We start from the raw sequence: 14,990 nt of genomic DNA on the forward strand, positions 1-14,990 counted from the left end.
CAAAGGGCGCACTCGCCGTAGCGCGGATCTGAATGCCCGCGATCAACTGGTTCATCCCATCACTCTTCATCAAGTGTCGGTGGCTCTGCGTCCACCCTCTTCACCAACCGAAGCTCGTTGTTCACAAACTCGTAGTAACGATCCCGGTAACGGTTTCTCAACCGATTGCCTCGCTCGTCCTTTTCGCCATTGGCCGTGACGCCGGAAATGATGATCAATCGGCTGTCAGGCACGAAGGACGTATCGAACGTGTTGCCTTCGTATGCGTTCGGCAACCCGCCGACAACCTCCCCCGTGCGAGCATCCAGCACGTGGCCGCAAATAGAACTGCCGCCACAAGCGAACATGTAGAGGATGTAATGACCGACGAAATTGACTTGCCTTTCAGCGCCTGCTCGCGTGCCTTATCCATCATCGAGTTGCTGTGTTCTTGCGGCACCGGTTCGTGATTGATACCAGTGAACACTGGGGTGAAGGTGTAATCCTTGAAGTCCGGGTCAGCTGCGAAAGCCACGGACGTGACAATGGCCAGGAAGCCACCAAGTAGAACTGAACATCCTTTCACGCTGTAACTCCTTTTGGTCATCGCAGGCTTACTCAAAAGCCATGCTGCGCACTGCTGTTTTGATTTCTTCAAATCCTTCGGCGCTGATAGCCAACGAAGTGACCGAGCCTGATTCCGCCGATCCTATCAACACGCTTTCGCCGCGCAGCAGGCAGAAAGCGACGCGGGTGATGTGACGTCGTGACTTGTCATGGAAACCGAAGATGAACCCCGAGGACCTCTCCCCACCTAATGCCTCAAAGGTGTATCCGTTTTTTGGCCCCGCCAGCGACGTCGGCTCCCAACCATGATCGGTCAGGGTCGCCGGGCATTTACGGTCGTTGCTCTCTCGCACGAGTTGCAACTCAATCGTGTCATCAAGCGGCGGCTTCTGAGTGGTGAGCGCGGAAAAGTTGTTGGCGCTTTCACACATGACACCGAACCAGGGTTGGCTCAGGTTTGTGGGCTTTTCGAAATTCCACTCATAACCCGTCGAGGTCTGAGCCTGCGATAAACGCGGGGCGTTAGTGGTTTCAGGCAGTTGTTTGGCCGCAATGAATACCAGATCAGGCGTATTGAACTGCAACCATTGATCTTTCGAGAGCGTCATTGAGAACCGACAAGGTGTCATGTCGACCGCAGCTTCGGTTGGGCCTTGCGCGATCTGCGACTGACCCGACGCATTGCCCACCGAGACAACACCTGCGGCGGCATGACTAGCCTGCGCGAAAGCTGCAATGCCGATCAGCAATACCCGCAGATATCGACGTCTCACGAAGCCCGGAATCGACAAGTCAGGCACAGTTCCACTCACTTGGAATTTAACGGCAAAGAATCGCGACACATCCGCGCTCCGAATTTCAAATGCAGTGGCTCGCCTTGATCGGCTCTGGACCTTGCGACTTCAATCGCGCCACGTTGTCGATGCTCAACCGGTGACCTTTATCAGCCGCCATTTGATAACAGGCTAACGCTCGGGACATGTCCTTTGTTCCCAACTCGCCACCCTCAAAAGTAGAAGCCAGATAACTCATCGCCTCTATGGAGCCCATGTTGATTGCTCGAAGGACCTGCTCTTCTGCCTGCTTGGGGTGGAGGCAAGGACCGTCGTAATCGGTGGAGTTCCCCATACAAAAAAACGAGGCATAACCCAATGCACCACTCGGCGTCTTTGACGCGGCTTTGAACAACGCCTCAACCTTGCTGGTTTCCAGCTGGGACGCCATCTGCGAAAGGCTTAGTCTTGCCGCTGACTCGCTCGCCTCTGGATCACCCGACTCTGCTGCGCAGACATAATTTTCCAGAGACGCTTCAATCAACTCCACAGTTAGACGGTACTGCTCAAGAAACCCTAGCCCTCCTAAAGCCTCGGCACGTTGTTCGCAGAAGTTCTCGGCGCGGCTCATTCCGGGTTTACGTGTTGCGACAAGATCATTCTCGCTGATCGACCAGTCTTCGACGCCCTCAAGTACCCAACATGCCTGACGTGAGAAGTTGAAGATTTTTACATTGCTGTTGCCCGCCCGCTTATCGACCACGTTGACGTGACTGTCATCGACCTCTTCAATCTCGACTCCCGGTGTCTTGCCGGGTGTGATGGCGGCCATCAGCGGATAGGTGAAGGAAGCTCCGCTGACGCCCGAGGTCGAAGGCTCAAAGGTACTACGGTCCTTGCCTGCAACCGGCTTCAACACAAGCGATTTGACTGTCATCGCAGTGAGACGGCGCTGTGATTCACCGCTGGCGGAAAACGCTGTCAGGAAAGCAGGGAATTCCTCCGAAGGACAAGCGCCGTTGGCCGGCGCTGTCGAAGTGCTCTTGTCGGGTGCAAGTGCAGGGACAATCTTGTCCAGATACGCCGAGCGCTCGCGACTCATTCTGGCGATGCACGAGTTGACCGCGAACACATGCGCCGGCACCCCCGTCTCGATCTCGAATGCCTCCAAAGGGCAGTTCGCATCGCGCAACTTCAGCCATGCACGTTGCGATTCTTTAACCTTCGCTGCGTACTCCGCTCCCAATGCCGGATCCTCTCGATAATCAGACTCAAGCCGCGCCATCAATTGCTTGTAGCTGAGGTTCAACTGCGTATCGGCAGCCTTCTTCGCCGCCTCCGAGCAGGGCACCATTTCCAGGCTTGAGCTGACATGGCTGCAGTCATCCTGCGCGTACACCGCTGAGAGTGGCAGCAGCACGGCCATCAGGGTAAAAACAAAACGTTTCACTGTGTTCTTCCTTGAGTCATTCAGGCTTTGCGTTTGGTGAATCGGGTGACGCATTGCTTGGGTATGTTCATTTCCCAGTAGGTGCTGAGCAACGCTTTACGCTTTTTGTCGACGCGCAAATTAACGAAGCCATCGCCGCAGTCCGGCCGCAATTCTTCGAAGGTGCCGGTTCTGGCTTGGTAGATGAACACCCGGTAGTAGTCGTAAGTGCCCATGCCTTCATCAAGCTGCCATACCGCGAAATCCTTGGCACCGTCGAAATTGTAATCATCGATCTGCACATGGAGTTCGTTTACGGCTTCAAAATCGATAGTTCGCGACTCGTTATGCAATGCGCCTTTAACCGCGACGTTCAGCGTGGAGCCTTCGAGAACCAGTGTTGCTTCGACGCCTTTGTTTGGGCTGAACGTAGTGGTTTCGGCTAACACCGGCATCGTCCACAGCAGGCCGAGCAGTGATGCTGCTAGAGTTTTTGATCTCATGTACTCGCCCTACCCCCACTTGCATCCGGACTCCAAAGAGGAATCGACGCTGGTGTTATTTCCAAAGTAGTAAACCTTGCCGTTGGACTTCTTCGTGTACGTCATCGAGACGATCTGCGTTCCTTGAGTCACGAGTTCGTAGGTCCCTGAGACCTTGCCGCTGATGACTTCAGACCAGCTTCTGGTGCTCAGCCAAGGGGCATCGGCGCCGAGCATTTCGTTCTGGGTATCCGTCAACACAATGGAAATTGGCTCGCTGGACTTGGCGTACTTTACGAAGCCGCCTGACCATTTGCTGGAGGCGTCGTAAAAGGTACGGAATTCGAACTTCTCCGGACTCGTTTCGGATAGTTCGAAGCAGAGTGATTCGCTGGTGACTGCGCTGTGGGCGGCAAAAGGAAATAACGCCAAAAAACAAAAATATGAGTTTTTCATATTTATTGGAACTCGTTAACCACGTACTATTTCTCAAGCAGCCGATGTAGTATTGCTATAAAAAAGTTGGCAGATTTTATTTAAGACCCTGCCACACTTACTAACATAGAGCAAACCAATTCAATCCGCCTCCTTTCGCACCACTAAAACGCAGACCAATCACATCACCCCTAAAATCTCCAAACAAATAATGGCACAACAACTAATTCAAACGCCCAAAAACTCTCTCAGGAATCTTATTTACCAAACCTTTTTTTATCATTGCGTCACGATACTTGACATAATAACTCCTAGCATCTTCATGCCTACCTAGAGCCCAAAGGGAGTCGGCAGCGTTCAACTTCAATGGAATCCTATCTTCAGCAATCGGTAACAAATAATTATAAATCTGTATCGCTAAAAGATGCTCACCACCTTGAGCAAGATAGAATGCAATATCATTATACTCAGATATGTTTTTTTCAGGAGGATAGCACGCAAAATAAGAGGGAGCCCCCATAAAAAAAGAGTCCTTAAGCATATTCGCCCGCGAGTCTTTTTCAGTCAAGCCAATCGTTTCAGAAATTAGCTTTCTCGGAGGAACACCCCCTTTTGAAAACTCAAAAAACTCTCCCTGAGAACTCTTCCATTTATTACCTACCCACTGACCATCGCACTGTTGTACCGCGCCAATATTTTCTACACACCCAGTTTCCAGCGAAACCATATCGCAATATGCCTGCGAAGAAACAATTTCATTTCCGTCCCCATCAACCATTTCCGCTGCATTAGTTCGCTGAACTACCACATACTTCTTATCAGCTGACAAACGGTTTATATCTGAACTTGCTACAACCCCCTCCTCGAAACCTTCTAATTTTTTCGGTAACGAATACAAACTAAATCTATATTTCTCGCTTCGATATTGAACATCACCCCACCCTCCATAATTCTCATTATACTTATCAAAAATTAAAGAACTTTCGTTATAGCCGATAATTTTTAACGGCTGAGCATCAGCATAGCTTACCCCAGCAAGCAAAGCCGAAAATAAAATCAAGAGATAATATCTATTAAACATTTACCGCCGCCTTTAGCTTCGTATATCTAACATTAGGAGTTGTCATCCCGGTACGACCCGGGCCGTAAATATCAGTGATTTTCCGCTCATAATTAGCGTGACTACTCCCCCATGTACTTACATTCTTACTGACAGTGGGGTTTTCTAAGAAAAATCTATCTAAAGCGTTCTTAAGATTCTCCGCTACGTTACCAGGGCGGTTAACGTGTTCATCCAGAACCGTAGCCTGTCCGAGAGTCGATAAAAACAATTGGCCAACTGTAAAGTCGTAAGAGTTTGGTTTTTTTGACTGCAGCTCTTTCAAACGCTTTATAAAATCTGAAATCTGAAGTTCCACAAAGGAAGGAGACCCCACTGCACAAGCCAATGCAGAGACGGGCTTACATTGAATAACATTTCCAAATGTTGACTCTCCGCATCCGACTCTCAATTTGCTTTTTAATTCAGCACGCTCAAGCTTTTCGCCATTGGCGAATTCAGGATCCTTGTAATACATCTTCGGTTTATCAGAGCTCAAATCCAGATACCATCCTTGATTCTCAAAAAGCTCAGCAAATTCATCAGGATACTGTTCTTTAAAGGATTTCACTTGAATTGGAAATTCACCTGCACCCTGAGGGTTCACAGTTTTCTGCATCGCACCTGCAGAAATTAGTTCACTATCATAAGACTGAACTGTATTGATCTTCCCCTCATTTTCACACATAACGGCAATAACTTTCTTTTCAAAAGCCGTCACTTTACCAGCTGCTTCAAAATCAGCCCACTGAGGTACATCCCCTAGTTTTACCTCTCCCCACACTACAGGTCCGTAATGAGAGCCCCAGCGGGTAACCTTGACAACAACGTTACAGTTACACTGTTTTTTGTTGTTAAAGTTTCCTACCACCCCAACGGGATGCATATGCCAAACTTTACCGTCTGGGCTCAATGCCTCCTTCGTAGCAACTTCTTCCCACCACGACATCTCCTTGATTCGTTTCTTTTGCGCGACCCAATTTAAATTAGGTACATCTTCTGAATGCCCCATTAATCCATCCAATGCATCCCATTTGGCCGCATCATAGAACCACTCACTTTCATACTTAGTAACAAGCTGCGATATGGATTGCGCAAACCAAGGTTTTGCAAGTGCCACCTGTATTTCCGTAGTTGTCAGCTTATCATTCTTGTCTGTATCAATAATGTCGTACAAACCTTCCTTTACCGGCCCTTTAGCCGACTTACTGGCCATCGGGACAAAAGCAGCCTTCTCTTCTTCTGTAAGAAGATCACGGTCATGTAGAAATGAGGATAGATGTTCAGCGTTACTACCATTTTCTTCGATGAATTGGAATCCCTCCCAGTCCCATGGATTGTGGCGGGTGGTAATCAGATCTTTCTCGCCGAGCCATCCATTAATTGGATTCCCATGCGTGTCGCCCAGAACCCCCTCAAGATGCCACCAACGAGTAGTGTTTGACGGAGCAGGACTTGAACCCGCCCCAGGAGTTGTTACCGACTGCTTGATTTTTTTTGTAGTCGGCAACGCCTCTAGCACGCCAAGTGGAATAATAAAATCATATCCAATTACTACACCGGCATCGCTCACTTGTGGTGGGTTAGTCGCGTTGATATCTGGGCGATGGGTAATTAACTTCGTACCTTTATAAATTTTTAAAAGGCTTTTTTGATCCGCAGGCAAGGCAGCGGATTTATCTCGACTAAGAGAAACAAAGTTCTCAATATCTTCGCATGTAAAAACCTCTACATGGACCAAGTTACGAGCCGCTCCCTCATCGTGTTCCTGATAATGGCCGGCAAAACCCACCAACGCTCCAGCCTTAATAGCTACTGGATTATCGAGCAGAACAACCTTTCCCAGATCTTTGGGTTCGGTCTTGGTCTCAAGTGAAGGAAACCAAACATAACCGCCAACATTTCCGTTCTCATCAGCGGCGAGTGCGGGGATCGGTGCTCCACCCACGACCTTTACGAGTTTCCGATAGTTTCCAACTGCTCCCTCTTGGCTAATCTCAATTTGAGTGCCAGCGGGCAGTATCGACATAACCTCACCGGTAGTCGAACCGGTCCTACGCACTCTCAAACCCTTGGCTTGATTAGCAGGAATATTTTTCGCTAGCTCGCCAATCAGGTACTCATTTACGCCTTTACTGTTCATTTGGGCTTTGAATACCCACCCGCCTATAGCTGCGGATTGGTCAGCCTCTGGCGCCACACTGACAACTTTTAGCCATTTTCCATCTGTACTCGCGACTCCCGTTGTAACCGTGGTGCCACGGGGCAATGTAGTCAGAATATTGGTGTAGCCCGCTGTCCCTGGGAGATCGGCACGTACGTTCAAGCCCTCGACGGGATCACTCACACTCGCTTTTACCTGATAGCCACCATTAACCCAGTACGAAGGCCGTTCCAACATGGGTGTTTTCGTTCTGTAGCCTTCCATGTCCAACAGATGCATATAGAGACTATAAAACGTCAATATCGGGCCCGCAGCCTGAGCGGCACCCGAGTCGGCTGAAGGTGTAGGGGGAGCGGGCACCTCCAAGTGATGCTTTACCAGCACGAAGCCTGTCGAAGCAAAAGCGGTGCGATCCGTATATACCGTGGCCGGATAGGTGTCATCGATACGATAGGCAACTACTTGCCCATCAGCGATACAGCGTACCTCGCTCTGTGCAGAGACTAACCCGGAAGCCTCATCAAAATGCACGCCGCCATGCCACAAGCCATTGCTGCCAAGTGGGTAATAACCATCCTGCGCCTTCGCCAAGGCAGCGTAATACTGCTGTGGATCTGTGCCACCCGCACCATCTATCTTTAGCGGGTAAGACCACTTTTTAACTTTCACTGGCTCTGTCATTTGTACTTTTACCTTATCCTTTTTGATCCGTTGGCGGTCAACCAGAGAACCTGATCATTCGCATTGGTCGAGGGTCAGCTTTCTGAGGCACCGCATTCCCCAACGCCTGATCCATCAAACTCCCCGCCTTATCCTTATCCGCCGCCCCCGGCAGTACTGGCGGCTTAATCCCGATGCCAGTCCCACTCCCCGGCGAGCCACCGGCATTAATCTTCACCACCGGCCCAACCACCGTCACACCACCGCCATCAAGCTTGATAAAGCTCCCGCCCCCGAGGATGGTCAGCTCCGTACCCGCCTCGATAACAATCTTGTCCCCAGCCTTAAGGTGAATCTCTTTGCCCACGCTGGTGAGCTGCGCAGTCCCCAGCTTCACATGCTGGTTCTGCCCAACCGTCAGGTGATCATCCAGCTTCGCTTCAATCTTGCGATCGCTGATGGTGGTGCGGTGTTCTTCGGCCTTGAGCTCGGTGTAGGTGTTCTTCACCACAGTGTCGTGGCGTTCATTGCCGACGCGGATTTTCTGGTCGTGCTCGATGTTTTCGTCCCAATCCCGCTGCGCGTGGATGAAGATTTGTTCGGCGCCCTTTTTGTCTTCGATGCGCAGTTCGTTGTAGCCACCGCCGCCCGGGGAGCTGAGGGTTTTGAAGACGCTGCGGGTTTTGTTCGCCGGCAGGGCGTAGGGCACCGGGTTTTCCTTGTGGTACAGGCAGCCGGTGACGAGGGGTTGGTCGGGGTCGCCTTCGAGGAAGGTGACGAGGACTTCCATGCCGATGCGCGGGATGCTGATGGCGCCGTAGCGGTCGCCGGCCCAGGAGCTGGAGACGCGCAGCCAGCAGCTGGTTTTGTCGTCGGCGAGGCCTTCGCGGTCCCAGTGGAATTGCACTTTGATGCGGCCGTATTGGTCGCAGTGGATTTCTTCGCCTTTGGGGCCGGTGACCATGGCGGTCTGGCTGCCGAGCACGCGGGGTTTCGGGTGTTCGAGGGCCGGGCGGTAGAACACGTCCCACGGGGTGGCGAGGAAGGTGTTGCGGTAGCCTTGGTGGAAGTCGTCCTTGTTGTCGGTGGTGTCGCTGGTCACGCCTTCTTCGAGGACTTGCGGCTGTTTGCCTTCGTGGAAGATTTCGGTGAGCAGCCACAGGTCGTTCCACTCGCTGCGCGGGTGGTCGGACATGGCCATGAAGTGGCCGCTGACCAGTTTGGTCTGGTCGCCGCGACCTTCGGCCTGGCGGTAGTCGGCGCGGTGGCGTTCGAGGGCACGCTGGCTGAGGAACTTGCCGCGTGCGCGATCAATGAAGCGGCCTGGGTAGTCGTAGTCTTCAAGATCCGGTTCAGTGCTCTCACCATCCGGTTTGTACGCGGCTTCCATTTGCAGGCGCGGTTTTTCAAAGTCGTAATCGCGGCGTGTGGTGCGGCTGGTGCGGGTTTCCAGGCGCAGTTTGAAGCCTTTGATCACCGGTTCTTCAGCGACCATGCCGCTGCCCTGTATGTAAGCAGTCGGCTGGCCGAGGTCGGGGAACACTGTCTGGTCGTCGCCGAACACCAGCAGGTGGGCTTTTTCGCTGTGCTGGAAGTGGTAGTGAATACCTTCCTCCTCGCACAGACGCTGGACGAAGTGCAGATCGGTTTCGTCGTACTGCACGCAGTAGTCGCGATCCGGGCACGGCTGGCTCAGCTGGAAGCTGTAGGCGTTGCCCTTGATCCCGTGTTCATCGAGGATCAGCGCGATGATTTTCGGCGCCGACATCTGCTGGTAGATACGCTGGTTGGTGCGGTGATGCAGGTATTGCAGTTGCGGCACCAGCGAGACCTTGTAGCGGGTCAGGCGCTTGCCGGCATCGCCCTGGGCGACGCGGTAGATCTGGCCGTGAATGCCCGAGCCCTGTGGATCGAATGCGAGGAACGCCTGCTTGTGCAGGAGCTTTTCCAGGTCCAGATCGGGGTTTTCGCTGACCAGTTCGAGGTCGAAACGAAACGGTTGGCTGATGCCTTCGGTGCCGGTGAACGACAGCACTTGCAGGTCGCCCACGTAGTCTTCGACCTTGAGGCTGAAGTGGGTTTCGTTAGCTGGGTTGAACATAAAGCGCTCCCTGTTCGAATGTCGTCCGTTACGCCCGAAGTCGCAACCGTTGCAGCCAGGACGAAGTGGCGCCCAAGGCGTCACGCAATTGATCGGCAGTGATGGTGCGTTCTGCCGCATTGAAGCTCAGCGCGGTTCGCAGCGCTGGCCAGCCGTCTTTCGGTAAGTTCGCCGGGGCTTGCAGCTCGCGCTCCAGGTGCTCGTCGCGGGCCTGGGTCGAGGGCAAACGGCGGAACGGGTGTTTGCCGCTCGCCAGTTCATAGATCACGCAGGCCACGCCGTACACGTCCGCGCTGGCCGACAACGGTTGGCCCTCAAGCAGTTCGGGGGCGGCGTAGCCCGGGGTCCAGGCGTTGAAACGCTCGCGGCTCAGGTGCGGCAGGCCGGGCAGTACGCCCTCGTCTGCCTGGCCGAGACCGAAGTCGAACAGGCGCAGGCCGTCTTCGCTGAGCATGACGTTGCTCGGCTTCATGTCACCGTGCAGCACGCCGCGACGGTGGGCATAAGCCAGCGTATCGAGCAGCGGCAGCGCGATGTCGCGCGTTTCTTTCCACGGCAAGCCGAGGGGCCGCTCGCAGAGCAGTTTGTCCAGGGTCAGGCCACGCATGTATTCCATGGTGATGAAGGCCCGCTGGCAGTCAGTGTCGACTTCAAACGTGTGTGCACGCACGACGTTGTCGTGGCGCAGGCGTCGGGTCAGGGCGAACTCGCTGTAGAGCAAGGCACTGGCGTCCGGCGATTCGGCAAATTCTTCGCTGAGGATTTTCAGCGCAATGTAAGGGTCGGGATCGCCGAACTGCTCGTGCAGCAGATCCCGCGCCCGGTAAACAGCGCCCATGCCGCCCGCCCCGAGCAGACGCTCGAGGTGGTAGCGGCCGGCGAGTACGTCCGGCAATGCACCGATGCTGGCCTTGGTCGGCGCCAGCAACGGCTCGGGGTTGTTTGCCTTGGCGAAGGCGAAGTAGGTCAGGTTGCTGGCCTGCTCTTCGCTCATCAGCAAGTCATCGACTGAGGATTCGATTTCAGTCATTGGCGGATCACCACGGCAGTCAGGTTGTCCCGGGCGGCGCCACGCAGGGCGCCGTCGAACAGACGTTCCAGCGCCACATGCGGCGCGCTGAGGCTGAGGGCGTTGCCGAGGGCATCGCTGCTCAGTCCTTGGTACAAGCCATCGCTGCACAGCAAAAAAGCATCGCCCGGATAGACCTCGAGTTCGAGGACGTCCAGGGTCAGCTGTTCGGCCGCACCGACGGCTCGGGTCAAGGCCTGAGCCGCCGGGTGCGCTGCGGCCTGTTCGACGCTCATCTGTTGCTCGTCGATCAGTTGCTGTTGCAGCGAATGGTCTTTAGACAGCTGATACAGCCGCTGCCCACGCCACAGGTAACAACGGCTGTCGCCGGCCCAGATGCAGGCCGCGCGGTTGCCTTCCACCAGCAGCGCCACAACGGTGCTGCCCATGATGCTGTCGTGGCGCCCGGCGGTGACCGTCAACTCCTGCCCCAAACGCCGGTTCAGCCAGTGCAGGCACTGGCGGATGGCTTTGAGGCGTTCGTCGAAGTCCTCGTGTTGCGGCAGTTCAGCCAGGCTGGCGACAATCAACTGGCTGGCGATGTCGCCACCCTGATGACCGCCCATGCCGTCCGCGACCACCCACAGCCCCTGCTGTGGCGAATCGAGGAAGGCATCTTCGTTGCGCGCCCGCACCTTGCCCGGGTCGGTACGCGCCGCGCTGCGCCAGGGACTGGCCACCAGCATCAGAGCTGCACCGGCATACGGAAGGTGCGCAGCACGCCCATGTCGAACGGGTTCGGCGTGCGCTGGCTGGTCAGCAGGTAGTTGGCGCGCAGGCCACCCACGTCGGCTTTCAGCACCAGCACGTCGCGACCGGTCAGGTACTCGGTCTGCATCAGATCGAACAGACGGAACAGCGACCATGGGCCGGAGTTCTTCTCGATGCCGATCGGACGCCCCGCCATCTTGTCCATCACCAGGCTGGTGCGACCGTCTTCAGCGTCGGTCGGCCACTTGAACGTCATCGGCAGGATCGGACCGTGGCGGTACTCCATGGTCTTGTCGCCGAACTTGAACTCGGAACGGCTGACGGCCGGATCGAGGGTGTACGGCTCCAGTTTGAACTGCACGGTCGGCTCGGCCGGGTTGATCGAGAAGAAGCTCTGACGAATGGTCAGGGCTGCTGCCATCTGGTCGAGGTACATCTTCGATACCGGCAGGCTGTGACCGTCGACGCTGCGCATCCGGTAGTTGCCCGGATCACCGCTGACGAACGGACGCATGTAGCTGTCGAAGAAGCGGTCGACCGTACCTTGAGCGCGGAAGAACTCGCGGAAGTCGCTGATCGCCACGTCGCTGGTGCTGCTGGCGCTGAACGGATAACGCTTGCTGATGGTTTTGCCATACACGCTGTACAGCTCGTTCTGATAACGGCCGTTCAGGTATTGGTAGGCATCGTTGAGCACCAGGCGCCACGAGTCTTCGGCCAGCACGTTGAACCACACGCTCAGCGGACGCGGCAGGCGACCCGAGGCCGCACGCAGGTTGGTCAGCGCATCACGCTGGCCGCTCATGCGGGTTTTCGCCATTTCGAACGCGGCTTGTTCCGGTGTGCTGGAACGGGCCAGACCGGACAGTTGCAGTTGCAGGTCGTTGAGCGCGCTGATGGCCGGGGTCAGGTCAGCGGCCGGGCCGTTGTTGTCATCGAGCAAACGATGCAGCGGCTCGAAGCGGCGTTGCAGCGACTTCTTCGCGGTGTCCGGCAGGCTTTTCGCCACGGCCATCGCCGACGCCTTGTCCGCCACGGCAGACGCCAGTTTGCCGACCTTGCCCAGTTTGCCCTTCTGCCCTGCCAGTGCATCGGCGGCATCACCGGCTTCGTCCACCGGATCGGCAGCGGCCGGGAAGCGCGTGTTTTCACGTACTTCAGTGAGCAATGCCAGCACCGGCGAGTTGGCCGAGGTCAGGCCCGCCAGTTGCTCGGCGCCTTCACCGGCGTCGCTGATCGGCGGCAAGGCCACCTGGCCAACGGCTTCGCTCCAGTAGTTGGCGTAGTCGCGGAAATACAGCTGCTCCAGCTCGACCATCAGGCGACGCAAGTCCATGTCGCTGATGCCCGCACCTTCACCCAACACCCAGTTGTCACGCAGGATGTCGGTGACCAGCGCCGAACCCTGCACCGAGAAATACTGCTGATAACCCTGTTGGGTGTAGAACCCCGGGATCACGTATTCGGTGCCGATGAACAGCGAGCCCTGCGGGCCGAGATGTTGGCTGAAACGGTATTCCGGCAGGTTGCGCGCCTGCTCGCGGAGCATGCGGTAGACCACGGTGGCCAGCGATTCGGCGCGCAGCACCTGACGTGCCTGAGTGACCAGTTGATCGTTCAGCGGGTAGATGAACGGCTGCTTCAGCAGGCGCTCAAGGTGAGTGTTCAGACCATTCTGCACCGCGGTGTTGCCGGTGTAGCGCTGCGACCAGTCAGTGGCGACCCAGTCCTTGAGCCACACGGCGTCACGACGGTCTTTCATGTTCAGCATCAGGTACGCACGCAGGCTGTTGAGCAGCTTGTCGCGGTCCTTCATGTTGGCGCGAATCTGCCCTTCGAGCATCGTCGCGACCCGTGGCAGCAATTGCGCTTCGAGCTCATGCTCGTAGGCTTGCTTGACCACCGGATTGACGTCTTCGCCTTGATACAGACCGCCACGCTCGTGGTACGAGACGTCGCCCTTCTTCGGGAACACCTGAGTCGCGGCGTAGCTGGTGTCGAGGGTTTTCAGCACGCCCATCGCATCATCACGCGGGCTCAGCGCCGAACGCTGCTGAGTCCAGTTCTGCGCCAGCGTGCGCAGGTTTTCCAGACGCTCGTAGTTGGCCGAGAAACCACCGGCCCAGAGCATGCCGAACAGCGCCAGTGCCGCCAGTGCGCCAACGTACAACGCACGCTGCCCCCAATGGATGCGGCTGCGCTCGCGCTTGTCGAGGCCGGCCAGATCCGACTCCGGGAAAATCACCCGGCTGAACAGATGATGGATGAAGCGCGAACGGCCACTGCGCAGGGTCGGCAGCACGCCGGCACTCATGCCGAGGCTGGCACCGATGCCGGCGGTGGTCGCGTCCATTTCCTGGGTCAGGTGCGGAGCACTGGTCAGGTAGAAACCGCGCAGCAGCGACGCGCGCTGGTAGCGGTTGCCAGTGAACGCCATGTCGACGAACAGGCACAGGCGCTCGCCGATCTGCCCCAGTTGATGCGGGAAGTCGAGGATGCGGCCACGGCGCTGGGTATCGCGTTCCGAGTGCATGCGCATGATCACCTGATTGTTCAGACGCCGCAGCAGCTCTTCGAACTCGCCGCGCAGGACCGCGACGTCGGTGCCGACCTGATCCTTGCGGAAACTGGTGCCCAGCACCTGATCGCTTTCTTCGCGGGTCAGTTGATCGAAGAACTCGTCGAAGCCGAGCAGCTTGTCGGCCTTGCTCAGCACCAGATACACCGGCACATCGACGTGCAGTTTCTGATAGACGTCTTGCAGACGACCGCGCACCTGGCGCGCCAGGGTGTCGATGTCCTGCTCGCTGCCACCGATCAGGGATTCCACCGGAATGGTCACCAGCACACCGTTCAACGGACGCCCGCGACGACGCTTGCGCAGCAACTCGAGCAAGGTGGTCCAGGCACTGCCGTCGACTTCCGCGTCCGGCTGGGTGGTGTAACGTCCGGCGGTGTCGATCAGCACGCCGTGGTCGGCGAAGTACCAGTCGCAATGACGGGTGCCGAGGGTGTCACGGGTCAGCTTGCGGTCAATCTTGTTGATCGGGAATTCCAGCCCGGAGAAGTCCAGCAGGCTGGTCTTGCCGGAGGCCTGCGGACCAATCAGCAGGTACCACGGCAAATCGTTGCGCCAGCGCTCGCTGCGGCCGCGATACAGGCTCGAAGTCTTCAGGGTTTTCAGCGCGTCCTTGAAGCGCGCCTTCAACTCTTTCTGTTCTTCTTCGATCAGCTCGTCACGACGGATGCGATCCTGGCCGTCTTCGGTTTCTTCGATGGCTTTCTTGCGGATGCCCGCGCGCCAGCTGACGAAGACCATGGTCAGGCCCCAGATCAGGAACAGCACGGCGATGGTCAGCAAGCGAGAGGTCGAGCTCTCCCAGAACTTGTAGTCATCCACCGCCAACAACGGGCCGACGAACCACACCAGCAGCGCCACGAACAGCACCAGCAGCAGAGTCCAGACCCAGGTCTGGCGCAGGAAGGCGCCGACTTTCTTGAAAAACTTTTTCATCACACGT

11 protein-coding genes are annotated in these 14,990 nt (G+C 56.1%); all 11 read right to left on the reverse strand.

From position 1 onward, the window contains the following. Positions 1-59: 59 nt before the first annotated feature. Positions 60-311 (reverse strand): hypothetical protein, encoded by a 252-nt coding sequence (locus tag AC193Q_RS19585; protein WP_483878710.1) that lies wholly within the window; start codon positions 309-311, stop codon positions 60-62. 282 nt (positions 312-593) lie between these two features. After that, positions 594-1,388, reverse strand: a complete 795-nt coding sequence (locus AC193Q_RS19590) for a hypothetical protein (protein WP_483878711.1) — start codon at positions 1,386-1,388, stop codon at positions 594-596. Positions 1,389-1,404: 16 nt separating this feature from the next. Then, complete coding sequence (locus AC193Q_RS19595) at positions 1,405-2,769, reverse strand: lysozyme inhibitor LprI family protein (RefSeq protein ID WP_121182752.1); 1,365 nt, start codon at positions 2,767-2,769, stop codon at positions 1,405-1,407. A 20-nt stretch (positions 2,770-2,789) separates the two neighbouring features. Further along, complete coding sequence (locus tag AC193Q_RS19600; protein WP_121182754.1) at positions 2,790-3,251, reverse strand: XAC2610-related protein; 462 nt, start codon at positions 3,249-3,251, stop codon at positions 2,790-2,792. Between the two features lie 9 nt (positions 3,252-3,260). Then, positions 3,261-3,686, reverse strand: a complete 426-nt coding sequence (locus tag AC193Q_RS19605; protein ID WP_121182756.1) for a hypothetical protein — start codon at positions 3,684-3,686, stop codon at positions 3,261-3,263. A gap of 202 nt (positions 3,687-3,888) precedes the next feature. Beyond that, positions 3,889-4,746, reverse strand: coding sequence for a tetratricopeptide repeat protein (locus tag AC193Q_RS19610; protein WP_121182758.1), 858 nt, complete (start codon positions 4,744-4,746; stop codon positions 3,889-3,891). Then, complete coding sequence (locus AC193Q_RS19615; protein ID WP_483878712.1) at positions 4,739-7,609, reverse strand: SH3 domain-containing protein; 2,871 nt, start codon at positions 7,607-7,609, stop codon at positions 4,739-4,741. The genes AC193Q_RS19610 and AC193Q_RS19615 overlap by 8 nt, the downstream gene beginning before the upstream one ends. Before the next feature lie 37 nt (positions 7,610-7,646). Beyond that, positions 7,647-9,689 (reverse strand): type VI secretion system Vgr family protein, encoded by a 2,043-nt coding sequence (locus AC193Q_RS19620; protein WP_483878713.1) that lies wholly within the window; start codon positions 9,687-9,689, stop codon positions 7,647-7,649. Positions 9,690-9,717: 28 nt separating this feature from the next. After that, the gene (locus AC193Q_RS19625) at positions 9,718-10,719 is read right to left on the reverse strand and encodes a serine/threonine-protein kinase (RefSeq protein ID WP_483878714.1); all 1,002 of its coding nucleotides are present in this window, start codon (positions 10,717-10,719) and stop codon (positions 9,718-9,720) included. Further along, entirely contained in the window at positions 10,716-11,444 is a 729-nt protein-coding gene (locus AC193Q_RS19630; RefSeq protein WP_047297296.1) for a PP2C family protein-serine/threonine phosphatase, read from the reverse strand. The genes AC193Q_RS19625 and AC193Q_RS19630 overlap by 4 nt, the downstream gene beginning before the upstream one ends. Beyond that, a complete protein-coding gene (gene tssM / locus AC193Q_RS19635) occupies positions 11,444-14,983 on the reverse strand; it encodes a type VI secretion system membrane subunit TssM (protein WP_131670750.1) in 3,540 nt (1,179 codons plus the stop codon). The genes AC193Q_RS19630 and tssM overlap by 1 nt, the downstream gene beginning before the upstream one ends. Positions 14,984-14,990 lie beyond the last annotated feature (7 nt).

It is taken from the genome of Pseudomonas sp. F2 (genome assembly GCF_057174385.1).